The organism is Rhodopseudomonas pseudopalustris (genome assembly GCF_900110435.1).
Classification (GTDB): Bacteria; Pseudomonadota; Alphaproteobacteria; order Rhizobiales; family Xanthobacteraceae; genus Rhodopseudomonas; species Rhodopseudomonas pseudopalustris.
Window position 1 is genome coordinate 368,843 of sequence record NZ_FODT01000002.1, and the last position, 26,644, is coordinate 395,486.

Consider the following 26,644-nt stretch of genomic DNA (forward strand, 5'->3'; position numbering starts at 1 on the left):
GGTGGATGATCTTCCGGACGACTGGCCGGCGAAGATTTCAGCATCTGCAATCAGGCGGGATGAGAGATCGGGGTGGCATCGTGCCGCAGCGCAGCGAAGCGTTCCGAATCGGTCGGCGCAGCCGTCGCAATCGAGGTCCGGAAAAGCGCATGAGACGGCGCTTTACAGCCTCCCGCAGCGAGTTCCAAGTCGTGGAAATCATATCGGGATTCGGGTATGCGTGAGAGTGGACGTTGATCGGCGTCAACGGTCCTTGACGGCTCAGGTGACATGGTCACCATGCACTTGCGATCCGAGTTCCAGATCGGGCTTGGATCGCGAGTGCTTCTTTTTGCCGTTCGTTTGGAGGCCCGCCGGTGGGTGACCTGATCTTTCCGATCAATCCAGGTGCTGCACTTGCCATCCATGTCGCGCTGTCGGCGGGCATCGTCGCGGCGATCATCGTCGTCGCCGCGTTGCTGCGCGAGAAGCGCTCCGGCGCGCGCGCCGACGTCCCCTACGAGGGCGGCGTGTTGCCGGCCGCGCCGCAGCAGGGGCCGGTCAATGCGCCGTACTTCCTGATCGCCGCGCTGTTCGTGATCTTCGACATGGAGGCGGCGATCCTGTTCGCCTGGGCGGTGGCGGCGCGCGACACCGGCTGGCTCGGCCTGATTGAGGCCGCCGTCTTTATCGGCGTGCTGCTGCTGGCGCTGGTCTATCTGTGGGCCGATGGCGCGCTGGACTGGCACAAGGAGCGCCGCCGATGACTCTACCGCCCGCAATTCCGCCAACGCCGGCCGATTCGATGTCGGTCGAAGAGCACATGGCGCGGAGCAACCTGTTCACCACACTCGAAGACCTCACTGCGTGGTCGCGCAAGCACAGCCTGTGGCCGTTCAATTTCGGGCTGTCGTGTTGCTATGTTGAACAGGTCACCGTGCTGACGCCGGTGTACGATCAGGCGCGCTTCGGCGCCGAAGTCATCCGCGCCTCGCCGCGCCAGGCGGATCTGCTGGTCGTGTCCGGCACAGTGTTTCACAAGATGGCCGCGCCTCTGCTGCGACTGTACGAGCAGATGCGCGCACCGCGCTGGGTGATCTCGATGGGCGCCTGCGCCAATTCCGGCGGCATGTACGACATTTACTCGGTGGTGCAGGGCGTGGATCGTTTCATTCCGGTCGATGTCTACATTCCCGGCTGTCCGCCGCGGCCGGAAGCGATGCTCGACGCGCTGATCATGCTGCAGCAACAGATCGGCAGCGAGCGCCGGCCGCTCGGCGTCACCGTCGGCAACACCGCCGGCCTCGGCTTCGATGCGCCGCGCCGGCGCGACCAGCGTCGCGACGAACGCATGGCGCAGACCCTTCTCGATCCCCCGGAGAAATTGTGAGCGGCACCGACTTCGTCAGCGAACTCAGTGCGCGGTTTGGAGACGCGGTGCTGGGTGAGCAGATCACGCGCGAGCGGTTTCCGACGGTGTGGATCCGTCCGGAGGCGTCGGCCGCCGTGCATCGATTCCTGAAGCACGAGGTCGATCGTCCGTTCCGGATGCTGGTCGATCTATGGGCGATCGACGAGACCGCGCGAAAACATCGCGAGGGTCAGCCGCCGTCGGGCATCACCATCGCCAGCCATCTGATGTCGCACGAGCGCAACGCCGACATCCGGCTGAAGATTGCGCTCGACGCCGAGTATCCGAGCACGAAGTCGATTGCCGGGGTGTTTCCCAACGCGGCGTGGTACGAGCGCGAAGCCTACGACATGTTCGGCGTCGAGTTCGAATTGCAGCCGCACTCGCAGCGCATCCTTCTGCCGCCCGGATGGGAAGGCCATCCGATGCGCAAGACCCAGCCGGGTCGCGCAACCGAGCGGCCGCTGTTCAACATGACCGCGGCGTTGTTCGACGCCAAGGAACATGCGCTCGCGGCTGATCCGGAAAAATTCGGCCTGCCGACGCATCGTGACGGCGTCGAGCTGATGATCCTGAATTACGGGCCGCACAGCATGGCGACCCATGGCGTGTTCCGCATCGTGCTGGCGCTCGACGGCGAGGAGATCGTCGCGGCGCGGCCCGACATCGGCTTCCATCATCGCGGCGCCGAGAAGATGGCCGAGCGCCAGACCTGGCACAGCTTCCTGCCCTACACCGACCGCGTCGACTATCTCGGCGGGGTGATGGGCGAGATGCCTTATCTGCAGGCGGTGGAAAAAGCCTGCGGCATCACCGTGCCGGATCGCGCACTCATGGTCCGGGTGATGCTGTCGGAAATATTCCGCATCATGAACCACCTGCTGTTCTACGGCACCATGGCGCAGGACACCGGGGCGATGTCGCCGGTGTTCTACATGTTCGTCGATCGCGAGCGCGCCTACCGGGTGATCGAGTCGATCACCGGCGCGCGGATGCACCCCGGCTTCTTCCGCATCGGCGGATTGTCGATGGACCTGCCGCAAGGCTGGGACGGGCTCGTGCGCGAATTCCTCGACTGGATGCCATCGCGGCTCGACGACTACGAAGGCATGGTGTTGCGCAACGAAATCTTCCGCGCACGCACCAAGGGCGTCGGCGCCTACGACACCGCGATGGCGCTCGATTGGGGCGTGACCGGGCCGGGACTGCGCGCCACCGGCTATGCCTGGGACGTGCGGAAAGCGCGGCCCTATGCCGGTTTCGAAAATTTCGATTTCGAGATTCCAGTCGGGGTCAACGGCGACTGTTTCGACCGCACGGTGGTGCGGGTCGAGGAGATCCGGCAGTCGCTGAAGATCATCCGCCAGTGCGTCGACAACATGCCGTCTGGCCCGATCAAGGCCGACCACCCCCTCACCACGCCGCCGCCGCGCGAGCGGATGCTGCACGACATCGAGACCATGATCCATCATTTCGTCGGCGCGAGCTGGGGCCCTGTGTTGCCCGCTGGAGAATACACCGGCCAGGTCGAGACCGTGCGCGGGCTGACGCAGTTCGCGCTGATTTCGGACGGCGAGCCGTCGAGCTATCGCACCCGGATCCGCACGCCGTCATTCGCGCATCTGCAGATGATCTCGGCGGTGGCGCCGGGCATGATGGTGGCCGATCTCGTCGCTTTTCTCGGGAGCATCGACTACGTGATGTCGGACGTCGACCGATGAGCCTCAGCCCCGCGATCAAGACCGCAATTGCGCAGGCCGCCGCCAATCACGGCGGGCCGAAGGCCGCCATGGTCGAAGCGTTGAAGCTGGTGCAGGAGGCCGAAGGCTGGGTTTCCGATGCGCATCTGAAGGAAGCCGCGCAGGCGCTCGGCGTCACCACCGCCGAAATCGAAAGCCTCGCGACGTTCTACAGCCAGATCTTCCGCAGGCCTGTCGGCGACACCGTGATCCTGCTGTGCGACGGCTTGAGCTGCTATCTCTGCGGCGGCGATGCGGTGCGCGATGCGATCATGAGCAGGCTCGGCATCGGCTTCGGCGAGACCACGCCGGACGGCAAGTTCACGCTGATCAATATCTGCTGCGTCGGCGGTTGCGACCGCGCGCCGGTGGCTCTCGTCGGGCCGGAGCGCAAGCTGGTCGGTCCGCTGACGGCTGACGATCTCGACGCGTTGATCGGAGGCAGACCATGAGCAAGAAGCCGCTCACCGGCCGCGCCAGAGCCGACCGTCAGCCGCACAGCCTCGCCGCATGGCGCGGGCTCGGCGGTGGTGCTGCGTTGGCGCTGGCCTTGAAGCGCCACAGCCCCGAGGCCGTCATCGCGATGGTCGAGGCCGCGGGTCTGCGCGGCCGCGGCGGCGCGGGATTCCCGACCGCGAACAAATGGCGCTTCATGCGCGCCGGCGCGGATAAAGCGGGGCCGGGCGCGCGTTATCTCTGCGTCAATGGCGACGAGACCGAGCCGGGTTCGTTCAAGGACCGGCTGCTGATGGAGGCGTTGCCGCATCAGCTGATCGAGGGCGCGACGATCGCGGCCTATGCGACCGGCGCGACCGAAGTGATCATCCTCGTGCGCGACGAGTATCGCGCCGCCGCGGCCGCGCTGACCCGCGCGATCACCGAGGCCGAACAGGCCGGTTGGCTCGGACGGGACATTCTCGGCTCCGGCTTCGATCTGATGATGCGCGTCCATACCTCGGCCGGCCGCTATATTGTCGGCGAAGAGACCGCGCTGATCGCCGCCCTCGAAGGCGAGCGTCCGGTGCCGCGACATCGCCCGCCCTATCCGGCGGTGAGCGGGCTTTGGGGACGGCCGACCACGGTCAACAATGTCGAGACGTTGTCGGCGGTGCCTTCGATCATCGAGAACGGCGCCGATTGGTATCGTGGCCTGTCGCGGTCGGACGAAGGCGGCACCAAGCTCTACGGGGTGTCCGGCTGCGTCGCGCGCCCGCAATTGATCGAAGCCCCGATGGGCACCACAGGGCGCGAGTTGATCGAGATTTGCGGCGGCATTCGCAACGGCCGCGCGTTGTTCGCGTTCCAGCCCGGCGGCGGCGCGACTGCGTTTCTGGAAACGGCCGAACTCGACGTGCCGCTGGACTTCACCCACACCAAGAAGGCCGGCAGTTCGCTCGGCACCGGCGCGCTGATCGTGCTCGACGATCGCGCCTGTCCGGTCGCAGCGATCGGCCGCCACATGCGGTTCTATGCGCGCGAGAGCTGCGGGCTTTGCACGCCCTGCCGAGATGGCTTGCCGTGGGTCGCGAAACTGCTCGATACGCTGGAAGCCGGCCGTGGCGCGAAAGCCGATCTCGATCTGCTGCACAGCCATGTCCAATTGTCCGCTCCCTCGGGGCGCAGCTATTGCGACCTCAACACCGGCGCGCTGACGCCGCTGAAGAGCGGACTCGAACGCTTCGGCGACATCTTCACGGCCCATCTGCAGGGCTCCTGTCCGGTGGGCCGCGCATGACCAGGAAGATCGAGATCGATGGACGCGTGATCGAGGCCGGCGACGGCGACGATCTGTTGTCGGCATGTCTGACCCATGGCATCGACGTGCCGTATTTCTGCTGGCACGGCGCGCTCGGCTCGGTCGGCGCCTGCCGGCAATGCGCGGTGAAGGTCTATTCCGGCCCCGACGACACCGAAGGCCGCATCGTGATGTCGTGCATGACCCCGGTCGCCGATGTCGAGCGCGTGTCCGTCAGCGACCCCGAAGCTGCGCAGTTCCGCGCGCAGGTGATCGAATGGTTGATGGTCAATCATCCGCACGATTGCCCGGTCTGCGAAGAGGCCGGCTCCTGCCATCTGCAGGACATGACGATCGCCACCGGCCATAACATCCGCCGCTATCGCTTCGACAAGCGCACCCATCGCAATCAGGATCTCGGGCCGCTGCTGACGCACGAGATGAACCGCTGCATCGCCTGTTATCGCTGCACCCGGTTCTATCGCGACTATGCCGGCGGCCGCGACCTCGACGCCTTCGGCGCGCACGACAACGTGTATTTCGGCCGCGCCGAGGACGGTCCGTTGGAGAGCCCGTTCGCCGGCAATCTGGCCGAGGTCTGCCCGACCGGCGTGTTCAACGACAAGGGCTGGTCGCAGGACTACGCCCGTAAATGGGACATGCGCGCGACGCCTTCGGTCTGTCCGCATTGCGCGGTCGGCTGCAACATCCTGGTCGACCAGCGCGGTGGACGGGTCAAGCGGGTGCAGAACCGCTATCATGGCGCGCTCAACGGCTACTTCATCTGCGATCGCGGCCGGTATGGCCCGCTGCACGTCGTCTCCGATGCGCGATTGCTGACGCCGCTGATAAACGGCGAGGCGGCCGGCGAGCACGACGCCTGCGCGGCGGCGCACGCCGCGGTCGCCGAAGGCGCAATCGGCATCGGTTCGCCCCGCGCCTCGCTGGAGGCGAACTACGCGCTGCAGCGTTTGGTCGGCCCGGAACGGTTCTTCGCCGGCGTCTCGGACGCCGAAGCCGCGATGGTCCGGCGCATCGTGGCCATTCTGCGCGCCGGCCCGGCGCAGATCGCCTCGCTCGCGGATGTCGAGCAAGCCGACGCGGTGCTGGTGCTCGGCGAAGATCTCACCAACACATCCCCGCGCATTGCGCTGGCGTTGCGCCAGACCGCGCGCGGCGCCGAGCGCGAGCTCGCCGCGCAAAAGGGCGTGCCGCAGTGGCTCGATCCGGCGGTCCGTGTCGCCGGTGAAGGCCGCCGTTCGCCGATCATCCTCGCTACGCCGGTCGTCGATCCGCTCGACGACATTGCGGCGCTGGCTCTGCGACGCGACCCGCAGGCCATCATTAATTTCGGCGCATGCCTCGCCGCCGCGCTCGGCGGCGTCGCGAGCGCAGATGCCGACGCAAACCGCGTCGCCGACATTCTCGCGGCTGCCGAGCGCCCGCTGATCATCGCCGGTTGCTCGCTCGGGACAGCCGGCATCATCGAAGTCGCTGCAGCGCTCGTCTCGACGCTCGGTCCCAAGGCGCGGATTGCGCTGCTGCCGCCGGAGGCCAACAGCATCGGCCTGGCGTTGCTCGGCGGCGACGGCGTCGAGAGCGCTGCTGCGCTGCTGGAGCGCGGCGCGGCCAAGGCCGCGATCGTGCTCGAAAGCGATCTGTTCGAACGCGCGCCGCGCGCCAGCGTCGAGCGGCTGTTCGCCGCCGCCAAATCCGTGGTGGTGCTGGATTCGATGGCCAGCGAGACCACCGCGCGGGCGTCGATCGCGCTGCCGGTCGCGCCCTTCACCGAATGCGCCGGGACCTTCGTCAACTACGAAGGCCGCGCGCAACGCTTCTTCGCCGCCGTGCCGTCGTCCGAAGCGACGCCTGCGTCGTGGCGACGGCTCGACGTGTTCGGCGCCGGCGACTGGCACGGGCTCGACGCGTTGATCGGCGACCTGATCGTCGAGCGTCCCGATCTGGTCGGCGTCGCGGATGCCGCGCCCGACGCCGATTTCATGATGGCCGACGGCCAGGTGACCCGTGCGCCGCGGCCCTATTCCGGCCGCACGGCTGACGACCGCGCCGGTCAGTTCGCCGACGCAGCGCCGCCGATCGATCTCGACGGGCCGATGACTTTCGGCATCAAGGGCGCGCGCGGCACGGCCGTGCCGCCGGCGCTGATCACCAGCTACAAGACCTCAGGGCACCACTCCGCCAACAACGTCACGCGCTTCATGGAAGAGGTCGGCGGCCCGCTGCGCGGCGGCGATCCCGGCGCGATGCTGCTGAAGGCGGGCGAGGCATCGCTGCCCGACGCGCCGCCGTCTCGGGCGGTCGAAGGCGACGGGCTATTGCTGGTGCCGTTGCACGACGCGTTCTCCGGCTGGGAGTTGAGCCGCGCCAGCGCGCTGCTCGCCGCGCGCGCGCCTGCGCCGCGGCTCCTGCTGCATCCTGACGACGCTGCGCTGCATGGCCTCACGCACGGCGCCGCCGCGCTGGTCGACGGCCGGCTTTACCCCGCGACGGTTTCGCTCGATGCCTCGCTGCCACGCGGCACGGTGGCGATCAGCGCCGGCGTCGGCGTGCCGCGCGGGCCGCTGCACCGCGTCCGAGTGGAGGCGGCGCGATGATCGGTCTCATCATCACCGCGACGATTTCGGTCACCCTGATCATGGTGCTGCTGGTGGTCGCCGGCACTTTCACCTGGGTGGAGCGGCGACTGCTCGGATTCGTGCAGGAGCGGCTCGGGCCGAACCGCGTCGGGCCGTTCGGCTCGCTGCAATGGGTCGCCGACACCGTCAAGATTCTCACCAAGGAGGATCGCCCGCCGCCTGGTGCCGACAAGTTCACTTACATCCTTGCGCCCGCGGTCGCCGCGACGCCGGTGCTCGCCGGCTTTGGCGTCATCGAATTCGGCGACGGCCTGTCGCTCGCCGCGGTCGATGTCGGCGTGCTGTTTCTGATCGGCATGTTGGGTCTCACCGCCTATGCCGTGGTGCTCGGCGCCTGGGCGTCGCATAGTCGCTTCGCGCTGATGGGCGGGATGCGCGCCGCGGCGCAGATGCTCGCTTACGAAGTGTTCCTCGGCCTGTCGCTGATGGGCGCAGTCATGCTTGCCGGTTCGCTCTCGATGAACGCGATTGTCGAGGCGCAGCGCGACGTCTGGTTCGTTGTGCTGCAGCCGCTCGGCGCGGCGCTGTTCTGCATCGCCGGCGTCGCCGCCGCGCACCGGCTGCCGTTCGATCTGCCGGAGTCCGAGAACGACCTCGTCGCCGGCTTCATGACCGAGTACACCGGCATGTCGTTCGGTCTGTTCTTCCTCGGCGAATATCTTGCGGTGCTGCTGGTGTCGGCCCTGGCGGTGACGCTGTTTTTCGGCGGCTGGCTGGGGCCGTGGCTGCCGGGGCCGATCTGGTTCGGACTGAAGACGGGGGTGATCGCCGTGGTGTTCGTCTGGCTGCGCGCGACGCTGCCGCGGCCGCGCTACGACCAGTTACTGAGTTTCGCCTGGAAGATCGCGCTGCCGTTGTCGCTGGCCAATCTGCTGCTGACCGGCATCGTCGTGGTGGCGAGGAGCGCGTCATGATCGGCTGGCTGGAGGCGATGTTGCGGGTCGGCCGCAAACTGTTCGTCAAGGCGGAGACCCAGCTCTATCCGGAGGAGAAGCCGAAGCTGTATCCGCGCAGCCGCGGCCGCATCGTGCTGACCCGCGATCCGGATGGTCAGGAGCGCTGCGTCGCCTGCAACCTGTGTGCGGTGGTGTGCCCGGTCGGCTGCATCGACCTCACCAAAGCGGTGGCCGACGACGGCCGCTGGTATCCCGAACATTTCCGCATCAATTTCGCGCGCTGCATCTTCTGCGGCTTCTGCGAGGAGGCGTGCCCGACCTCGGCGATCCAGCTCACGCCGGATTTCGAACTCGGCGAGTGGCGGCGCGACGCGCTGGTCTACGAGAAGCACGATCTTCTGATCTCCGGCGAGGGCAAGGTGCGCGGCTATCGCTACTGGTCGGTTGCCGGCAAGGCGATCGACGGCAAGGACAAGGGCGATGCCGAGCACGAATCCCCGCCGGTCGACTTGAGGGGGCTGCTGCCATGAGCCTGCTGCTCGCCATCTATGCCGGAGCCTTCGCGCTGGTGTCCGCGGCGATCGCGGTGACGCGACCGAACGCGGTGCATGCGCTGCTGTATCTGGTGGTGACGCTGCTGGCGCTGGCGGTTGCGTTCTTCGCGCTCGGCGCTGCGTTCGCGGCCGTGCTGCTGATCATGATCTACGCCGGCGCGATCGTGGTGCTGTTCGTCTTCGTGGTAATGACGCTGCCGATCTCGCCGGAATCGATGACGCGGGAGCGCGCCAGCTTGCGCGGCGCCTGGCCGGTGCCATTGCTGCTGTCGGTGCTGATCATCGCGCCGTTCGTGTTCGGCGAATTCGGCATCGCGGCCAACACCGCCGCCGCGCCGGTGTCGGCGCAGCAGGTCGGGCGTCTGCTGTTCGGGCCGTGGGCGCTGGCGGTCGAACTCGCCTCGCTGCTGCTGCTCGCCGGCCTGATCGGCGTTCGTCATATCGGCCGCAGCGACCGCACCCCGAGGAGCCGCCCATGACCGGTTCCGACCTGATCGCGATGATGATCCTCGCCGCCGGCCTGTTCGCCATCGGGCTGTTCGGCGTGCTGGCGCGGCGCGGCATCATGTTTCAGCTGGTCGCGCTGGAAGTCGCGTTGAGCGGCCCGGCACTCGGCTTCGTCGCCGCCGGCGCCTATCATGCCGATCCGCAAGGGCAGGGGATGTTCATTCTGGTGCTGACGCTCGCCGCGGCCGAGGTCGCGGTCGGGCTCGCTTTGTTTCTGCGCATCCGCCGCATCGCCGGCAGCGACGACAGCGACGTTATCAGTGGGATGAAGGGATGAGCATGATCAGCTTGCTTCCCTTCGTGCCGGTGCCGGCGCTGGTTGGCTTCATCGTGCTGTCGCTGACGCCGGCGACGCTGTCGCGCGCCGTCGTCATTGCGATCGGCGTCGGCGCAGCGGTGCTGCCGGCAATTCTGTTCGCGCCGGTCGCGCTGTCCTGCCTCGACGGCGCCTGCGTGTCTGGCGCAGTGGCGCCGATCCTGTCGATCGACGTCGGCGTTTTCGTCGCGCAAATCGCGATGTCGCTCGATCCGCTCAGCATGGTCACCGGCGGCACCGTCGCGGTGGTCGCCGCGCTGGTGCTGATCTATTCCGGCGCCTATATGGGCTCCGAACCGCTGCCCGAGCTGCGCCGTTACTTCGCGCTGATGAATCTGTTTCTCGCCGGCATGCTGGCGGTGGTGTTCGCCGGCGATGTCATCCTGCTGTTCCTCGGCTGGGAAACCATCGGCCTGTGCAGCTTCATGCTGATCGCTTTCTACACCAAGCTGCCGAAGGCGGTGTCGGCCGGGCGCAAGGCGCTGATCACCACGCGCATCGCCGACACCATGCTGCTGGCCGGCCTGATGATGCTGTTCCTCTCCGCCGGCACCACGCGGCTCGACGGCATGCTCGCCGCGGTGCCGTCGATCGACCCGTGGCGGCTGGCGCCGATCGCCGGCCTGATCGCGCTCGGCGCACTCGGCAAATCGGCGCAGTTTCCGTTTCACACCTGGTTGCCGAGCGCGATGGCGGGCCCGACGCCGGTGTCGGCGCTGCTGCATTCCGCGACCATGGTGGCTGCCGGCGTGATCCTGCTCGCGCGGCTCGCGCCGCTGTTCGCCGCGGCGCCGGAAATCTCCGCCATGGTGGCGATGCTCGGCATCCTGACCGCGGCGTTTGGCGCGCTGATCGCGGTGATCCAGCCCGACATCAAGAAGCTGCTGGCCTTCTCCACGATGAGCCAGATCGGCTTCATGGTGCTGGCGCTCGGGCTCGGTGCGCCGGCGGTGGCGCTGGCGCATTTCGCGATCCACGCCGCGTTCAAATCGCTGCTGTTCCTCAGCGCCGGCGTGATGAGCCATGCCTCGGGCGGCTCGACCGCGATCGAGGCGCTGCGCGGTGCGCGCTATCGTCAGCCCTGGGCGTTCTGGAGCTTCGCGATCGGCGCCGCGTCGCTGGCTGGCCTGCCGGTGATCACCGCCGGCTGGTACTCCAAGGAAGCGGTGCTCGCCGCGGTGTGGAGCAGCGGACCGTGGGGCGTGCCGCTGTGGTTGCTCGCCGCGATTGCGGCGATGCTGACCGCCACCTATGCCTTCCGCGTCGTGTTCATCGCCGGCAGTCAGTCCGCCGATCTCGCAGCGCCGCCCTGGGGCGGCCTCGCGGTGCTGGTGCCGCTCGTCGTGCTGGCCACGGTGGCGGTGGTCGGCGGCTTGTCGGTCGGTGCGCTGATCAGTTTCGCCGGCGGCCCGCCGGAGGACATTCCGCTGTTGCTGGCGCTGCTCGGCGCCGCCGCGCCGATCCTCGGCGTGTTGCTCGCGCGACGATTCGTCCGCAATCCGCGTGAGCTCGAGCGGATCGCGGCCCGGTTGCGGCACGTCCGCGCATTCCGGATCGAGATCTTGTACTATTACTACTTCGTGCGGCGCTTCCGGCACGTCGCCACGGTACTCGGTAACGCTGAAGGCACCGAAGCAGTCGCACAAGCCGCGGCGCTGCGCCGCGAGGGCATTGACGTGCCCGGAACGGTAGCCGACGATCCGGCCGCGCGCGCCTTCGGCGTAGACGCAACGAAGCCGGATTTCATCGCGCGCGTGACCGACGGGCAGACGCCAATGGTGCGTCTCGTCTCCGGCGATCCGGTCGGACGGATTCTGATTGCCGTCGCGCGGGTGTTCGTCGGCAGTTTCGTCGCGCGCTTCAGTCCCGATCAGATCGATCGGGCCTGGATGGGCTTCGCGGGCGGTTTCGGCCATGCCTGGGCACAGGCGCGGCGGATACAGACCGGCCGCGTTCGCGATCACTCGCTCTGGATTGCGCTCGGTTGCGTAGGACTTCTGTTGTTTGCCTGGGGGACGTCATGGCGCTGATTGCGCTCATTCTGCTACCGGCCATTGGCGGCCTCGTCGCATTCTTCATCGCGGGACGCGGCGAGCGCGAACGATGGGTCACGATCGCGACCTTTGCGTTGATGCTCGTGCTGCTCGCCGCGATCGTCGCCGGCGCCGACGATGGCCGTTGGTACGCGAAAGTCTCCTATCCGTGGGTGCCGTCGTTCGGCATTTCGCTCGACTTCGCGATGGACGGGCTGTCGGCGGCCCTGATCGCCATCGCCGCCGGACTCGGCATCATTTCGGTGATGGCGTCGTGGTCGGAGATCCGCACCCAGTCCGGGCTGTTTCACGCCAGCCTGTGCTGGACCGTGGCTGCGACGATCGGCGTGTTCCTGTCGTTCGACCTCTTGATCTTCGCGTTCTTCTGGGAAGCGATGCTGGTGCCGGCGTTCACACTGATCGCGGTGTGGGGCCATGGCGACCGCGAAGGCGCAGCGCTGAAATTCCTGATCTTCAACGCGGTCGCGGGATTTGGACTGCTGGCGGCGTCGTTCGCGCTGGCGTCGATGGCCGACCACATGACCTTCAACGCCTTCGAACTTGCGGAGATGAAGCTCAGCACGTCGGTGCAGGTCTGGATGCTGCTCGGCTTTTCGCTCGCCTTCCTGGTCAAGCTGTCGGTGCCGCCGTTCCACGCCTGGCTGCCTGAGGCTCATACGCTGGCCCCGACCGCAGGCTCGATCCTGCTTGCGGGCGTGCTGCTGAAGACCGGCGCCTACGGCCTGTTCCGGTTCGCGCCGATGCTGTTTCCGCAAGGCCTGGAGGCTGTGGCGCCCTACGGCATCGCGCTCGGCGCGGCCGGCGCGCTGTACGGCGGCTTCGTCGCCTGCGGCCAGAACGACGCCAAGCGGCTGGTCGCCTACACCTCGATCGCGCATATGTCGATCGTGCTGATGGGCATCTCAGCCGGCGTGCAGTATGCGCTGGCCGGCGCTGCGGTCGAGATGATCGCGCATTCGTTCTCGGCCTCGGCTCTGTTTTTGCTGATCGGCGCGCTCTACGAGCGCACCCACACGCGCGATCTGCGCCAGCTCGGCGGTCTGCAACAGCTCGCGCCGCGTTTCGCTGCGGCTTTCGCGCTGTTCTGCTCTGCGCTGCTGGCGCTGCCCGGCACCGCGAACTTTGTCGGCGAGGCGCTGATCGTGGTGGGCATCTTCCAGGTCAACTGGGTGTTCGCGCTGCTGGCGCTGTCAACGCTGGTGGTCTCGGTGATCTACGCGACGCGGCTGCTGAAGGGGCTGGTGTTCGGCGTGCCGCGGACCAACGCGCCGCTCGCCGATCTCAACTGGCGCGAATATTGGCCGGTGCTGGTGATGAGCCTCGCCACCTTGATCATCGGGCTTTACCCGCAGGGCCTGCTGGCGCTGCTCGAACCGGCCATCAAGGCCGCGCTGGTGCTGCCTCGGCCATGACCGCAGCCCAGTTCGTCGCGCTCTTGCCGCTCATTGTGCTGGCGATCGCCGCGGTCGCGGCGATGATGCTTGTGCCGCTGGCGCGTCTTGAAGCCGCCCAAGCCGCCGCCGGCGTTGGCCTGCTCGCCGCTTTGGCGCTGGTGTTGCTGCGGGTCGGCGCACCGGCGGCGCCGCTCGGTGCGCTGTTCACGGACGACGGCATGGCGCGGTTCGGTATCGCCTATGCCTGCCTTTCTTCGCTCGGCGCTCTGGTCTTCCTGCGCACCGGCGTGCCGGCGAAAGAGGCGCCCTCTCTGCTGGTCTTGGTCGCGCTCGGCGCGGCCACGCTGGCCGGCGCCGGCCATGCCGCAACACTTTTTCTCGGCATCGAGATCGTCAGCCTGTCGCTGATCGCGCTGTTTGCGTTCCGGCTTTCGCGGCAGGGGCTGGAGGCAGCCTACAAGTTTCTGGTGATGAGCGGGCTCGCGTCGTCGGCTCTGTTGCTCGGCATTGCGCTGATCTACGCCGAGACCGGCGCGCTCGATTTCGTCGGCTGGACAGGCCACGGCGCTCTGGCTGCGTTCGGGACCGCGCTGCTCCTGGCCGGCCTCGCATTCAAATTCTCGCTGGCGCCGTTTCATATGTGGACGCCTGACGCCTTCGAGGCCTCGCCCGCGAGCGCCGCGGCGCTGGCCGGCGTGGTGTCGAAAGCGGCGGTGGCGATCGTCATCCTGCGACTGTTCCTCACCGCGCATCTGCCGGAGCCGGTCTGGAGCAGCGGGCTCGCAGCGCTGGGCGCCGCTTCGGTCCTGGTCGGTAATCTGTTGGCGCTGCGCCAGCCGCAATTGCCGCGGATGCTCGGCTATTCGACCATCGCGCATTCCGGCTACATCGCGCTGATCCTGGCGTCGGGCGCGCCGCGCGCCGGCGAGGCGGTGCTGTTCTATCTCGGCATCTATGCGCCGGCGATGCTGGGCGCGTTATGCGTGTCGGCGGCGCTCGGCCGCGCGCCGACGTTGCCGGATCTGCATGGGCTGATCAGAAGGCGACCGCTGGAGGCGATCGCGCTGTCGTTGTCCTTGCTGTCGCTGGCGGGCTTGCCGGCCGCGGGCGGCTTCATCGCCAAGCTGTATCTGTTGCGCGTGCTGGTCGATGGCGGTTTGTGGACGCTGCTGGCGATCGTGGTCGCCGGTTCCTCGCTCGGCTTTTATTACTACGCGCGGTTCTTCACCGCGCCGTTCTTCGGCCAGTCGAGCCCCGAGGCAGAGCCGTTGCCGCGGCTCGACCAGGGGCTTCTGGCGGTGTGCGTGGTGCTGATCGTATTGTTCGGCGTCGCGCCGGCGGTTCTGATCGACGTCGTGCGGGCGACGCTGGCGCCGTGATCACACCATCAGGTGGGTTGGCGCGAAGCGCGCAACCCACCTGATGGTCGCGTCAAGCCGCTTTGGCGAGCCGCCCTGCGGCGAGGCCGCGTTCCAGATCGGCGATGATGTCGTCGATGTGCTCGAGGCCGACCGACAGCCGCACATAGCCGTCCGTGACGCCGGTCGCGAGTTGGTCCTCGGTGGAGAGCTGCGAGTGGGTTGTCGTCGCCGGATGGATCGCGAGGCTTCGGGCGTCGCCGATATTGGCGACGTGATACAGTAACTGCAGCGCGTCGATAAACTTGCGTCCAGCGTCGAGGCCGCCGGCGAGTTCGAAGCCGACCAGGCCGCCGAACTTGCCCTTGAGATATTTGTCGGCGCGTTCGCGGGCGATTCCGGTCTGCTTCGACGGGTGGATCACCTTGACGATCTCGGGCCGCTTTTCGAGATAATCGGCGACCGCCTGCGCGTTCTGCACATGACGCTCGATCCGCAGCGGCAGCGTTTCCAGGCCCTGCAGGATCTGGAAGGCGTTGAACGGCGACAGCGCCGAGCCGATGTCACGCAGCAGCGTGGTGCGCGCCTTGATGATGTAGGCGACCGGACCGATCGGCTTCACCGCCTCCACCCAGACCGCGCCGTGATAGCTCGGGTCCGGGGTGTTGAGCGCCGGCTGACGCTGCGGGAATTTATCCCATTCGAAATTGCCGCCGTCGACGATCAGGCCGCCGATCGAGGTGCCGTGGCCGCCGAGATATTTGGTCGCCGAATACACCACGATCGCGGCGCCGTGCTCGAGCGGCTTCACCAGCAGCGGCGCCGCGGTGTTGTCGACGATCAGCGGGATGCCATGCTTGCGGCCGATCGCGGCGACTTCGGCGATCGGAAACACCGCGAGCTTCGGGTTTGGCAGCGTCTCGGCGTAATAGGCGCGAGTGCGGTCGTCGGTGGCCCGTTCGAACGCTTCCGGATCGGACGGGTCGACGAAGCGGACTTCGATGCCCTGGTCCTTCAGCGTGTTGGCGAACAGATTCCAGGTGCCGCCGTAGAGATCGGTCGAACTGACGATGTTGTCGCCGACCCGGGCGAGGTTCTGCAGAGCAAGGGCGGAGGCCGCTTGGCCCGATGCGACCGCGAGCGCGGCGACGCCGCCTTCCAGCGCCGCGACGCGCTTTTCGAGCACGTCGGTCGTCGGGTTGCCGATGCGGGTGTAGATGTTTCCGAGCTCCCTCAGCGCGAACAGGTTGGCCGCGTGCTCGGTGTTGTTGAACTGATACGACGTGGTCTGAAAGATCGGCACTGCAACCGAGCCGGTCGAAGGATCGGCGCGCCAGCCTGCGTGCAGAGCGAGGGTTTCAGGATGAAGTTTCTGGGTCATGACAAGGTCCTTCGATTGAGAACGGCAAAGCTGCCCTGCGCCTTGCCCTTCTGGGGTCGATGCGAAGGTCCGCCGGAGCGTCCATCAGGTCGGGGCGCCCCGTCCAAGTCAATCGGTCGATTGAAATAAAAATCTATCAGGCGGGGAATTTGCGCCTGTGACGAGTTCATTCTTCAGGTATTGTGGTTTCTGGTAGAAAATTCTTTTGATTTTTGCGAAGACCTGCTCGCGCCATCGGCTTCTATCTGCAGCAAAAAGGCCGCCATTGCTGGCGGCCGATCCGTCGAGAGTGATGTAGGCCCGCCGACCGTTGGCGACGTTGCCGTCGGTCGGTAGGCGTCTGCGATCAGGCGTCCAGATTGCGGAGCTGCTGGCGATTGCGCAGCTCGATCTGGCGGGCGCCGGAGAAACCGAGAATGCCCTGGCTCTGCAGCTGCGACAGCGCGCGCGACACGGTTTCGAGGGTGAGGCCGAGATAGTCGCCGATATCGCGGCGGCACATCGGCAGCGCCATCATGCCCGCGACGGCGAGGCGGCGGTCCATTTCCAGCAGGAAGTTGGCGACGCGCTCCATCGCATTCTTGCGGCCGAGCAGCAGCATGTGGTCTTCGGCGTGGCGCAGCTCGCCGGCGGTCATCGACCACAGGCTGCGGGCGACATGAACGTCGGTGGCGGCGGCCTGTTCGAGGCTGCGGCGCTTCAGCAGGCGGACGGTGGTGTCGACGATGGCTTCCGCGGTGAGGCGATGGGTCGGTCCCGATTCCAGCCCGAACACGTCACCGGCAAGATAGAAAGCGCCGATCTGACGGCGGCCATCTGACAGCAGCTTGTAGCTGCGGACGGCGCCCGACACAACTTGATAGACGTATTCCGACGGCTCGTCCTCGCCGTAGATTTCCTCTTCCTTTTTGTAGGAAAACTCCGAGGCAATCAGCCCGGCATGGCCCGTAGTTGCAAAAAACTGAACCGCCGGGGAACAGGAAGGGTCAACCGGAGCCTTGGCGGCGGTATGTGCCCTGAGCGACTGGTTCAGCATCTTGCCATCTCCTAACGGGTATCGGGATCGGATGGCCAGGTTGTATTGAAGAATTCTCAGGTGAGAAATTTCGCCCCTTATCTTAAGGAGGTCTACCTAAGTAGTTTTACGGAGGCGGCGTGGCCGCCGGCTGATAAAATAAAGCCGAAATTCTTCAATGGCTTGGAAGTCGGGGAGGGCGTTGCGGCGATTCACGCCGAGGCGTCGCTGCCCTGTAGCGCGCCGCGGATATGAGAGGCCAGGCTCTCTTCCAGATGCGGCTTCAGCACCACGTGGCGCACGCCGGCGGCGGCGGCGCGGCTGGAAATGCTCTCATCCGGGTATCCGGTGATCATGACTACCGGAGTCTTGACCTTGCGATCGCGGAGCTTCAGCGCGAGGTCGATGCCATTCATGCCCGGCATCTTGTAGTCCACGACGATGCAGTCGGCTCGCCCGTCATCGAGCGAGTCGAGTAAGGCTGGCCCGCTCCGAAAAGTGCGAACCGCGAACCCGTCGGTTTCCAGCAGAAACCGCAGAGATCCGAGTACGCCCTGATCGTCGTCAACCACATAGACAACAGTTTTTACCGGCGCGGAGGTCATCAATTGATTCCACGCACCCGGCCCAGCTGCAATTTTCTCATGGTCGCGAGAATAGGCGCCGGCGTACGAAGCAGGTTGATCTGCCTCAATCCTTGATCACGCCGCCACGCATCGCCATCCGGACAAGTTCCGACAGGCTGCTGGCCTGCATCTTGGTCATGACGTTGGCGCGGTAGACTTCGATGGTACGCGGGCTGATATCGAACTCGCGGGCGATCGCCTTGTTCGACATTCCGGCGATCAGCCCCTCCATCACCTGAAGCTCGCGCGGGCTGAGCGACTGGATTCGCGCCACGATATCTTGCGACACCGCTTCGCTCTTGGCCTCTTCGCCGGCCAGTTTCAGGGAGGTCTCGATCATGCCGATCAGCCGGTCGTCGTCGAACGGCTTCTCGATGAAGTCGACCGCGCCGAGCTTCATCGCCTCGACCGCGAGCGGGACGTCGCCGTGCCCGGTCATGATCACGACTGGCAACCGGCTCCGGCTGGCCTTCAGCCGTTTCAACAAATCGAGCCCATCGATTCCGGGCATTCGCACGTCGGACAGCACGCAGCCGAATTCGACATCGGCCATGGCATCGAGAAAGGCCGGCGCGGATTCGAACAGGCGGACTTCGTAATTGGCGGAGGTGAGCAGGAAGTCGATCGACTCCCGCATCGCCTGGTCGTCGTCGATCACATAGACGATTCCCTTATGCGGCATCGGTCACGTCCTCGCCCGGCGCCATCGGCAGCGTGAAGCGAAACGTCGCGCCGCCAGCGCTGTTGGTTTCAGCCCACATCCGGCCGCCATGGGCCTCGATGATCGAGCGGCTGATGGATAGTCCAACGCCCATTCCGGTGTCCTTGGTAGTGAAAAATGTCTGGAACAGTTTGGCCTTGACGTCGTCGGGGATGCCGCTGCCGCTGTCGGCCACCGTCACCTCGATCATGTCGTCCGCCACCCGTGCATTCGACGCGGACAACTCCTTGCGCCGTGAAGTCGCCATCGCCTCGAGCGCATTTCGGAACAGATTGACGAGCACTTGCTGGATCTGCACGCGGTCGACCAGCACCAGATCGTTGGCCTGGTCCATGTGGAAGCGCAGCACCACGCCCTGCTCGCGCGCGCCGGTCAGGCCCAGCGCACCGGCTTCCTCGACCAGCTTGGCGAGGCTCTCGACCCGCTTTTCGGATTCGCCGCGGGCGACGAAGTCGCGCAGCCGTCGGATGATCTGGCCTGCGCGCAGTGCCTGCTCGGCGGCGCGCTCCATCGCGTTTTCGATCTTGGAGATGTTCGGGTCGCTGCTCCCCGCGAGCAGCCGGCGCGAGCCCTTCATGTAGTTGCTGATTGCCGACAGCGGCTGATTGAGCTCGTGCGCCAACGCCGACGCCATCTCGCCCATCGCTGTCAGCCGCGAGACGTGCACCAGCTCCGCCTGCAGTTCGTGCAGCCGCGCCTGGGTCTGCTGATATTCGGTGAGGTCGCGGATGAATCCCGTGAAATATCGCTCGCCGCTGGACACCATCTCGCCGATCGACAGATGGATCGGGAAGGTGGTGCCGTCCTTGCGCTGGCCGGTGACGATGCGGCCGATGCCGATAATGTGGCGCTCGCCCGTATTGCTGTAGCGGGAAATGTAATTGTCGTGGCGTGACGCGTCCGGCCGGGGCATCAGGATGCTGATGTTCTGGCCGATCGCTTCTCTCTCGGACAGTCCGAACATCCGCTCTGCGGCGCTGGAGAAGAACCGCATGATGCCGCGGCCGTCGATCAGGATCATCGCATCAGGCACCGTGTCGAGAATCGAGCGGAGCTGATTCTGCTGCAGCCGAAGTTCCTGTTCGAGCACCTTCTGCTGGTCGATGTCGAGCACGATGCCGCACAGGTAGCCGGCCGTGCCGTTCTCCCTGACGAGACCGCCGCGGGCGCGCAGCCAATGGCTCGGCTGGCCCCTGTCGGCGACCCGAAACATGATGTCGAGGTACTCGCTGTGCTCGATCGTGCGCTGCACCGCCTGCGTGACGCGGTCGCGGTCTTCCGGATCGACCAGAGAGACGAAGGTGTCGAAGTCGACCGGTGCGTCGGGCGCGACACCGAGCAATCGTCGCGTCGTCGCAGACCACGCCAATTCCCGCGTGGCGAGATTCAATTCCCAACTTCCCACGCCGTAGCTATCGATGCCCTGCTGCAGCCGCCTATCGCGCGCCAGGGCCTCCGATGACGATTGGGCTTGATCCGTCACGCGCTACCTTCGTCATTCATTGTCTTAGTCTTATCATAGCGGTGTTCCGATCCGCAACGGACGCGGTGCACAACAAAACGCGCTGCGGCAAACCATCCGTTTGCCGCAGTCGTCGAGCCTGTCAAGCCCCTGCGCGCCGGCCGGCGCGCCGCGCTCAGCGCTGCTTCTTGGCGGAGCGATCGTCCTCCGGCGAATTCAAGTAGAAGCCGGACATGGTGTCGACCCAGCAAAGGTGATCGTGCACCTCCCTGACCCCGCATACATTCTCCGCGGCGACGATCGCCGCCTGGCGCGAGCGCTCCTCGGTGATCACGCCGCTAAGGTGCACGACGCCTTCGCGCACCAGCACGCTGAGCCCGAACGGTCGCCAGTCGTTGCGTTCGATTTCGGCGACGATCTTCTCGCGGATCTTGTCGTCGGCCGCGCTCGGGTCCGGAACTTCGCGCGCCAGGTTGGCGACCGCGCGCAGCAAGTTCTTGCGGGTGACGATGCCGACCAGCAGGTCGCCGCGCATCACCGGCAGGCGCTTGACGTGATGCTTCTCCATCGTCTTGACGATGGCCTCGATCGGCGTGTCTTCCGTGATCGTATGCGGATGATGGGTCATCACCTCGCCGACCTTGCGGCCGTGCTCGTGGACGAAGTCGGCAGCACAGGTTCCTGGGCCGAGCAGCAGCCGCAGCCAGCGGCTGCGTTTGCGCTGGGTGCCGAGCTCAGCGCGGCGGATGAAGTCGCCTTCCGAGATGATGCCGACCAGTTTGCCGTCGGCGTCGACCACCGGCAGGCCGCTGACGTGGTTTTCGAGCATTACATTGGCGGCGTCGATAATCGAGGCTTCGGGCCCGATCGTCATCACCTGTTCCGTCATGATCTGCTGCGCACGCATGATCTGGCTCTCCTCCGGCACGGCTGTGCCGTCAATCGTCTAGCGCCCGGCGACTCCGGCATCGATGCGTCGGCGGCCGGTCGTGTCGCCTCAGTGCGAGATCAGCGCCGGCAGCGTCAGCGACTTGAAGATGCCGCGGGTCACGCCGCCGAGGATGAATTCGCGCAGCCGCGAATGGCCGTAGCCGCCCATCACCAGCATGTCGGCGCCGAGATCGGCGGCCAGCGACAGGATGGTGTTGTGGATATTGCCCGGGGGTGAGGTGTAGCGGTGCGCGGTGGCAGCGAGGTCGTGGCGCAGCAGATGCGCCAGCAGGGCGTCGGTCGACGACTGGCCGACATCCTCCTCATCCTCGTTGACGGCCACGACATCGATGGTCTTGGCGCGGCGTAGAAACGGCATCGCGTCATGCACGGCGCGCGCGGCCTGGCGTCCGCCGTCCCAGCAGATCAGCATGCGATCTAGCTGCATCGGCCCTGTATGGATGTAAGGCACCATCAGCATGGGTTTGCCGGAATTGAACAGGATGCTCTCCGGCAGCGGATCCTGGTGGCCCGGCTTGGCGCGATCGGGCTGTGGCACGACGCTGAGGTCGTACAGCCGCGAGATCTCCGACAGCGACTCATTGGCAAGCACCGGAGTGTCGCAGATGCTGCGCGCGCCATGGGTGATACCCGCGGCGCGGGCCGCGATTTCGAATTGGTCCAGGCGCGCCGCCGCTTCGTCATTGTCGGTGTTGTACTGATTGGCTGCTGCGTAGTACGCCGCCGACGCGCCGACGACAATCGCCGGATTGATCGGCTGATAGGTGCAGACGATGCCGTCGAGATGCGCGCCGAACGCTTTGGCGATCGAGACGGCGCAGCCGACGATGCCATCAGCCGGTCGGTCCGCCGGAATATGCACGACAATATCATTCAGCATGGCAGTGTTCCCCGCATAATGCCTGTTCCGAGTTTCGGCGAAATATACCGGCGTTGACGCGCCGTACTTTGATCTAGCTCATCGTGCGGGCTTGGCCCCGTTGCAGAAACATGGCTCAATTGCAGCAATGAGGATGCCCCGAACAATACGGTTAGTTCGGGGTGGATGCGCTGGGGGGATACCGATGACCTATTCGACGATGATGGTGACCTTGTCTTGCGATCATACGAATGCGTGTCAGCTCGGGATCGCCGCTGAACTCGCAGAACGGTTCGAAGCCCGGGTGATCGGCATCGCGGCCTCTGACATCAGTCCGCCACTCTACTTTACCTCCGGGGATCAGGCCGAGCGGCTGCTCGAGCACGGACTCGCTGCGATCCGGCAGCGCCTTGGCGAAGTGGAAGCCGAATTCCGGCAGGCGATGGGCGGCCATGCGCGGGAGCTGCAATGGCGCTCGGCGATCGACCAGCCGGCTAAGTACATCGTGCAGCAGGCGCGCGCTGCGGACATCGTGATCAGCCGCGCCGCCGGGCCGCTGACCGACCCGTTTGCCTTGGCCGATCCGGCGGATCTGGTGATGCAGATCGGACGGCCGTTGCTGGTTGTCCCCGACGATAATTGTCGCGTCGATCTGTCGAGCGTGCTGGTGGCGTGGAAGGACAATCCGGAGGCACGCCGCGCGATCGTCAATGCGCTCCCGCTTCTGCGTCAAGCAAGCCACGTCACAGTGGTGGAGATCGTCGAACATGACGGCAGCCGCGCCGACGCGCTTGCCGGCGTTCACGATGTAGTCGACTGGCTGTCGCGCCATCATATTCACGCCACAGGCGAGGTGCCGGCGCCGGCCGGCGATGTCGCCAGGCAACTCGATACGGTCGCAACCCAGGTCCGCGCCGGAATTGTCGTCGCCGGTGCCTATGGGCACTCGCGATTCCGCGAATGGATCCTTGGCGGCGTCACCCAGCACCTGATCGAGCAGACCGCCCGCTGCGCCTTGCTGGCGCGCTGATGCATGATCGTCCTGGAAATGGATCCCGGTCTTCGGGGAAAATCGCGCGACAAACATCAGCCGGGCTGTTGATGACGTCCACTCGCTTCAGCACCAGGCGCTTGGCAATTTCAGCGCAGGCCAGATAACACACGACGATCGCGCCGAGCGCCAAGGCACCTCGACCCCGATCGACCATCCGAACACCGTCCGCAGCGGGCCGATCACCAGCGCGATGGCGACAGCCACCGATCGGCGCAGCGCCCACCGCGAGGAGCGCCTGTCGGATCGGCTGATGGAATGCGTTGTGGCCATAACGCAGCAACCGCTGCGCGGCCTCGCCGGAGGTCAGCCCCGTGCGCTGGCTGTTGGACTCAGCGAGCAGGGCATCGATCGATGACAGCCAGAACTGCGCTTGGTCTTTCACGTGACCCCTGCATTGATTGGCGTCAACGACGCCAAATCGCCGAATGGGATGCTCTCTCGCCGATCCGACGTGACGCTTCCTTAACCATCGGGCAAGCTGCGTTGCGTCGCTTGGATGCAGGACTGCGAGATGACGATTTCGCCATCCTATATGTGTATCGCAATGCCGTGCCGTGAATCCGCTCGACGATTTCGCAAGAGTCCCGACCGTTTTCACGCCGAACTGGCCCGCACCGACATGAGGCGATGATGCTGCAAACGCCGTCAAACCCAATTGCCGTAGCGCCGCAAGCGCCGGTCAGGCATGTCGGGTCGACCGACAGCGACCGCTCGCTGCACGCCGCGCTGGCGCCGCTGACCGGCGGGCTGTCGCCGACCGCACTGTCGCTCGCTTATGCCGACTGGCTCTCGCATCTGTTTTGGGCGCCGGCGCGCCGGCTCGACCTCGCGCAGGATGCGCTGCGCGGCGCCGCGCAATTGGCGCAAGCCGCTGTCCATCCCGCGCCTCCGTGGTCGCTGATCACGCCGCAGCCGCAGGATCGACGCTTTGCCGGGCCGGAATGGCGGCAGCCGCCATTCAACCTCATGGCGCAGAGTTTTCTGCTCGCCGAGGAATGGTGGCGCGACGCCACCAACGGGATCCGCGGCGTGTCCCAGCAGAACGCGAAGATCGTCGAATTCGCCATGCGGCAGATGCTCGACGTGTTTGCGCCGTCGAACTTCGCGCTCACGAATCCCGAGGTGATCCGCCGCACTCTCACGTCCGAAGGCGGCAACGTCACCGCAGGCCTGCGGAATTGGTGGGAGGATCTGCTGCAGACGATGTCGCACGACACCGACCTGAAGCACGATTTCGAGGTCGGGCGCGACGTCGCGGTGACGCCGGGCAAGGTGGTCTACAGCAACGATCTGATCGAGCTGATCCAATATGCGCCCGCAACGGGGGAGGTTCGGCCGGAGCCGATCCTGATCGTGCCGGCCTGGATCATGAAGTACTACATTCTCGATTTGTCGCCGCACAACTCATTGGTGAAGTACCTCACCGAACAGGGCTTCACCGTCTTCATGGTCTCGTGGCGCAATCCGACGGCGAAACACCGGGATCTCACGCTGGAGGACTATCGCCGGCTCGGCGTGATGGCTGCGATCGAGACCATCCGTGCGATCGTCCCGCACCAGCCGATCCACGCGGTCGGCTATTGCCTCGGCGGCACATTGCTGTCGATCGCGGCGGCGGCGATGTCGCGCGATGGCGACGATCGGCTGCGATCGATCACGCTGTTCGCGGCCCAGACCGACTTCACCGAAGCCGGCGAGTTAACTCTGTTCATCAATGAAAGCCAGGTGGCTTTTCTCGAGGACATGATGTGGAAGCGCGGGGTGCTCGACACCACGCAGATGGCCGGCGCTTTCCAGATCTTACGCTCCAACGATCTGGTCTGGTCGCGGATGGTGCGCGACTATCTGATGGGAGAGCGGTCCGAGCCGAACGATCTGATGGCGTGGAATGCCGACGCCACCCGGATGCCGTATCGGATGCATTCCGAATATCTGCGCAAGCTGTTCCTCGACAACGACCTTGCCGAGGGGCGCTACACCGTCGACGACAGGGCGATCGCGCTGTCGGACATTCACACTCCGATGTTCGTGGTCGGCACGCTGCGCGACCACGTGGCGCCGTGGCGCTCCACCTTCAAGATCCATCTGCTGGCCGACGCCGAGATCACCTTCTGCCTGACCGGCGGCGGCCACAATGCCGGCATCGTCTCGCCGCCGTCGCCGAAAGCGCACGGCTATCAGGTGATGATGAAGGAGGCTGATGGTCCCTATATCGGCCCGGACGATTGGATCAAGGAGGCGCCGCACGCCGAAGGATCGTGGTGGACCGAATGGGTGCACTGGCTCGAGGCACGATCTGGCCAGCCGGTGCCGCCGCCGCGGATCGGGCTTTCGGATACGAACGCCGCCGAGCTGCCGGATGCCCCCGGCCATTACGTGCTGCAGGCCTGAACGTCGAGCTTCAGCGCCGTCACGGCGCGCGCCAGCGTCTGGCCAGGCCCGCCGGAGGCGTCAATCGCGGCCCAGCCGATCTCGCCTTGCTCATAATCCTGCTGCTGTCGGACAATTTCCGGCGTCGCGTCCGACGCATCGCCGACGCGGTGGCCGACGCGATCCAGCCGGGTCTTCAGATCGGCGACCAGAAACAGACCCGCGAACGCGGACCTTGTCTGCGCCGCGATGGCTTCGATCGCCTGCCGCTCCTCGCCTTTCGAGAACACCGCATCGACGATCACCGAATGACCTTGCTTCAGAATATGCCCGGCCCGTTCGCCGAGGTTGCGATAGACCTGCGCCGTCACCTCAGCTGAATAGGCGGTATCGGGCAGCCGTTCGGTCTCGTCGACGCCGAACAGCCGCTTGCGCGCGACGTCGGAGCGCAGCACCACCGCGCCCGGAAGCGGCGAGATGTGGCCGGCGAGCGCGCGGGCCAGCACCGACTTTCCGGTGCCGGACAGCCCGCCCACGGCGATCAGCCGGGGCGGCGGCGGCGCGATCAGGCGCGCGGCGAGGACGAAATAGGCCTCCGCGGTCTGTCGGTGGCTACGCTTCGTCACAGCATCGCCGGCGGGCCGCGCCAGCATCACCTTGGCGCGGATCGCGGCGCGCAATGACAGCAGCAGAGGCAACAGGCCGAGCGCGTCGCCGTTCGGCGCGCGCGTCACCGCAAGATAACGGTTCAGCAGGTCGGCGGCGGCCTCGCAGCGGCCGTAATGGATGAAATCCATCAACGCGAAGGCGAGGTCGTACAGCACGTCGACCGACGCGAATGCCGGATCGAATTCAATCGCGTCGAACAGCACCGGTGCGTCGTCGATCAGCACGATATTGGCGAGATGCAGATCGCCGTGGCACCAGCGCACGAAGCTCTGTCCACCGCGCCATTCGAGCAACCCACGCGTGCGTTCGAATTCGGCGCGGGTGGCGCGATCGAGCGCCGCGACCGCGTCGGCCGGAAAGCCGCCGGCTTCGAACGCTGCGGCATTGTCGGCGATGATCGGGACGATGGATGCGATCCAGGGGGCAGCGGCGGCTTCCGGCGCCGCGCGATGCGACGCGGCAATTACATCGGCAATGGCGACGACAAGGGCGGGATCGAGCGGACCGGCGGCTGCGAGATGGTCGATCGTGCGCCTTTCGTCGAAGCGCTGCATCTCGACCGCCCACTCGATCGGCTCGCCGTCGCCGCCGATCCGCAGCGTGCCGTCCGCAGCGCGGGTGATCGGCAACACCTGGCGATAGATCTGCGGCGCGAATCGACGGTTGACCTGGAGTTCCTGCTCGCAGGCCGCCTTGCGCTGCACCAGCGTCGAATAGTCGAGAAACGGGAAACGCACCGCGCGTTTGATCTTCAGCACGCGATCACCGGTGAGAAACACCGCCGCGCCGTGCGTGTCGATTTGCGTGACGGGCGCGCCGCCATGCGTCGCCGGATCGGCGACAAACCGGAACACTTCTTCCTGCCGCGCCCGGTCTGATGCTGTGATCGGCTCTGCCATGATGCTACTTCGGAACTTGCGACCTGTCCGGAAATGG

At 66.0% G+C, this 26,644-nt stretch carries 24 protein-coding genes; 15 read left to right on the forward strand and 9 right to left on the reverse strand.

The features are described 5' to 3' along the window. Positions 1-356 precede the first annotated feature (356 nt). Genes BMY71_RS05070 through BMY71_RS05130 form a run of 13 tightly spaced genes read left to right on the forward strand, consistent with a single transcriptional unit; the run spans position 357 to position 14,621 of the window. Positions 357-746, forward strand: a complete 390-nt coding sequence (locus tag BMY71_RS05070) for an NADH-quinone oxidoreductase subunit A (RefSeq protein ID WP_092682170.1) — start codon at positions 357-359, stop codon at positions 744-746. After that, on the forward strand, positions 743-1,369 hold the full coding sequence (locus BMY71_RS05075; protein ID WP_011501749.1) for a NuoB/complex I 20 kDa subunit family protein: 627 nt from the start codon (positions 743-745) through the stop codon (positions 1,367-1,369). The genes BMY71_RS05070 and BMY71_RS05075 overlap by 4 nt, the downstream gene beginning before the upstream one ends. Further along, positions 1,366-3,111 carry an NADH-quinone oxidoreductase subunit C/D gene (nuoC, locus tag BMY71_RS05080; RefSeq protein WP_092682172.1) on the forward strand — a complete coding sequence of 582 codons (1,746 nt, stop codon included), beginning with the start codon at positions 1,366-1,368 and terminating at the stop codon, positions 3,109-3,111. Before BMY71_RS05075 ends, nuoC begins: the two co-directional genes overlap by 4 nt. Further along, positions 3,108-3,581 (forward strand): NADH-quinone oxidoreductase subunit NuoE, encoded by a 474-nt coding sequence (gene nuoE / locus BMY71_RS05085; RefSeq protein WP_092682174.1) that lies wholly within the window; start codon positions 3,108-3,110, stop codon positions 3,579-3,581. Before nuoC ends, nuoE begins: the two co-directional genes overlap by 4 nt. Further along, complete coding sequence (locus tag BMY71_RS05090) at positions 3,578-4,864, forward strand: complex I 51 kDa subunit family protein (protein WP_092682176.1); 1,287 nt, start codon at positions 3,578-3,580, stop codon at positions 4,862-4,864. The genes nuoE and BMY71_RS05090 overlap by 4 nt, the downstream gene beginning before the upstream one ends. Beyond that, positions 4,861-7,479 carry an NADH-quinone oxidoreductase subunit NuoG gene (gene nuoG / locus BMY71_RS05095; RefSeq protein WP_092682178.1) on the forward strand — a complete coding sequence of 873 codons (2,619 nt, stop codon included), beginning with the start codon at positions 4,861-4,863 and terminating at the stop codon, positions 7,477-7,479. Before BMY71_RS05090 ends, nuoG begins: the two co-directional genes overlap by 4 nt. Next, the gene (nuoH, locus tag BMY71_RS05100; RefSeq protein WP_092682180.1) at positions 7,476-8,435 is read left to right on the forward strand and encodes an NADH-quinone oxidoreductase subunit NuoH; all 960 of its coding nucleotides are present in this window, start codon (positions 7,476-7,478) and stop codon (positions 8,433-8,435) included. Before nuoG ends, nuoH begins: the two co-directional genes overlap by 4 nt. Beyond that, positions 8,432-8,947, forward strand: a complete 516-nt coding sequence (gene nuoI / locus BMY71_RS05105) for an NADH-quinone oxidoreductase subunit NuoI (RefSeq protein WP_092682182.1) — start codon at positions 8,432-8,434, stop codon at positions 8,945-8,947. Before nuoH ends, nuoI begins: the two co-directional genes overlap by 4 nt. Further along, positions 8,944-9,450 carry an NADH-quinone oxidoreductase subunit J family protein gene (locus BMY71_RS05110; protein ID WP_011501756.1) on the forward strand — a complete coding sequence of 169 codons (507 nt, stop codon included), beginning with the start codon at positions 8,944-8,946 and terminating at the stop codon, positions 9,448-9,450. Before nuoI ends, BMY71_RS05110 begins: the two co-directional genes overlap by 4 nt. Beyond that, on the forward strand, positions 9,447-9,755 hold the full coding sequence (gene nuoK / locus BMY71_RS05115; RefSeq protein ID WP_011501757.1) for an NADH-quinone oxidoreductase subunit NuoK: 309 nt from the start codon (positions 9,447-9,449) through the stop codon (positions 9,753-9,755). The genes BMY71_RS05110 and nuoK overlap by 4 nt, the downstream gene beginning before the upstream one ends. Before the next feature lie 2 nt (positions 9,756-9,757). Beyond that, entirely contained in the window at positions 9,758-11,824 is a 2,067-nt protein-coding gene (locus BMY71_RS05120; protein ID WP_092682184.1) for a proton-conducting transporter transmembrane domain-containing protein, read from the forward strand. Next, positions 11,815-13,260, forward strand: coding sequence for a complex I subunit 4 family protein (locus BMY71_RS05125; protein WP_092682186.1), 1,446 nt, complete (start codon positions 11,815-11,817; stop codon positions 13,258-13,260). The genes BMY71_RS05120 and BMY71_RS05125 overlap by 10 nt, the downstream gene beginning before the upstream one ends. Then, positions 13,257-14,621, forward strand: coding sequence for an NADH-quinone oxidoreductase subunit N (locus BMY71_RS05130; RefSeq protein WP_011501760.1), 1,365 nt, complete (start codon positions 13,257-13,259; stop codon positions 14,619-14,621). Before BMY71_RS05125 ends, BMY71_RS05130 begins: the two co-directional genes overlap by 4 nt. A gap of 52 nt (positions 14,622-14,673) precedes the next feature. Here the strand turns inward: BMY71_RS05130 and BMY71_RS05135 are convergent, their stop codons facing one another. The 7 genes from BMY71_RS05135 to BMY71_RS05165 form a co-directional block, all read right to left on the reverse strand. Continuing rightward, positions 14,674-15,981, reverse strand: coding sequence for an O-acetylhomoserine aminocarboxypropyltransferase/cysteine synthase family protein (locus BMY71_RS05135; protein WP_092682188.1), 1,308 nt, complete (start codon positions 15,979-15,981; stop codon positions 14,674-14,676). Between the two features lie 346 nt (positions 15,982-16,327). Continuing rightward, on the reverse strand, positions 16,328-17,017 hold the full coding sequence (locus BMY71_RS05140; RefSeq protein ID WP_011501762.1) for a helix-turn-helix domain-containing protein: 690 nt from the start codon (positions 17,015-17,017) through the stop codon (positions 16,328-16,330). 191 nt (positions 17,018-17,208) lie between these two features. Further along, a complete protein-coding gene (locus BMY71_RS05145; protein WP_041805183.1) occupies positions 17,209-17,601 on the reverse strand; it encodes a response regulator transcription factor in 393 nt (130 codons plus the stop codon). Positions 17,602-17,686: 85 nt separating this feature from the next. Next, positions 17,687-18,304, reverse strand: a complete 618-nt coding sequence (gene fixJ / locus BMY71_RS05150; RefSeq protein ID WP_092682190.1) for a response regulator FixJ — start codon at positions 18,302-18,304, stop codon at positions 17,687-17,689. After that, a complete protein-coding gene (gene fixL / locus BMY71_RS05155) occupies positions 18,294-19,826 on the reverse strand; it encodes a sensor protein FixL (RefSeq protein WP_011501765.1) in 1,533 nt (510 codons plus the stop codon). Before fixL ends, fixJ begins: the two co-directional genes overlap by 11 nt. 154 nt (positions 19,827-19,980) lie before the next feature. Beyond that, entirely contained in the window at positions 19,981-20,712 is a 732-nt protein-coding gene (locus BMY71_RS05160; protein WP_011501766.1) for a CBS domain-containing protein, read from the reverse strand. 90 nt (positions 20,713-20,802) lie between these two features. Continuing rightward, the gene (locus BMY71_RS05165) at positions 20,803-21,636 is read right to left on the reverse strand and encodes a universal stress protein (RefSeq protein WP_011501767.1); all 834 of its coding nucleotides are present in this window, start codon (positions 21,634-21,636) and stop codon (positions 20,803-20,805) included. Between the two features lie 184 nt (positions 21,637-21,820). Here BMY71_RS05165 and BMY71_RS05170 point away from each other — a divergent pair, with 184 nt between their 5' ends. Next, on the forward strand, positions 21,821-22,645 hold the full coding sequence (locus BMY71_RS05170; RefSeq protein ID WP_011501768.1) for a universal stress protein: 825 nt from the start codon (positions 21,821-21,823) through the stop codon (positions 22,643-22,645). On the opposite strand, the gene BMY71_RS24805 is transcribed toward BMY71_RS05170, so the two are convergent. Beyond that, on the reverse strand, positions 22,593-23,051 hold the full coding sequence (locus BMY71_RS24805) for a cation-transporting P-type ATPase (protein ID WP_175557613.1): 459 nt from the start codon (positions 23,049-23,051) through the stop codon (positions 22,593-22,595). The two genes, BMY71_RS05170 and BMY71_RS24805, sit on opposite strands and share 53 nt — an antisense overlap. 248 nt (positions 23,052-23,299) lie before the next feature. Here BMY71_RS24805 and BMY71_RS05180 point away from each other — a divergent pair, with 248 nt between their 5' ends. After that, a complete protein-coding gene (locus BMY71_RS05180; RefSeq protein ID WP_092682467.1) occupies positions 23,300-25,060 on the forward strand; it encodes a PHA/PHB synthase family protein in 1,761 nt (586 codons plus the stop codon). Here BMY71_RS05180 and BMY71_RS05185 read toward each other — a convergent pair. Beyond that, positions 25,042-26,607, reverse strand: coding sequence for a bifunctional aminoglycoside phosphotransferase/ATP-binding protein (locus tag BMY71_RS05185; protein ID WP_092682194.1), 1,566 nt, complete (start codon positions 26,605-26,607; stop codon positions 25,042-25,044). The two genes, BMY71_RS05180 and BMY71_RS05185, sit on opposite strands and share 19 nt — an antisense overlap. Between the last annotated feature and the right edge of the window lie 37 nt (positions 26,608-26,644).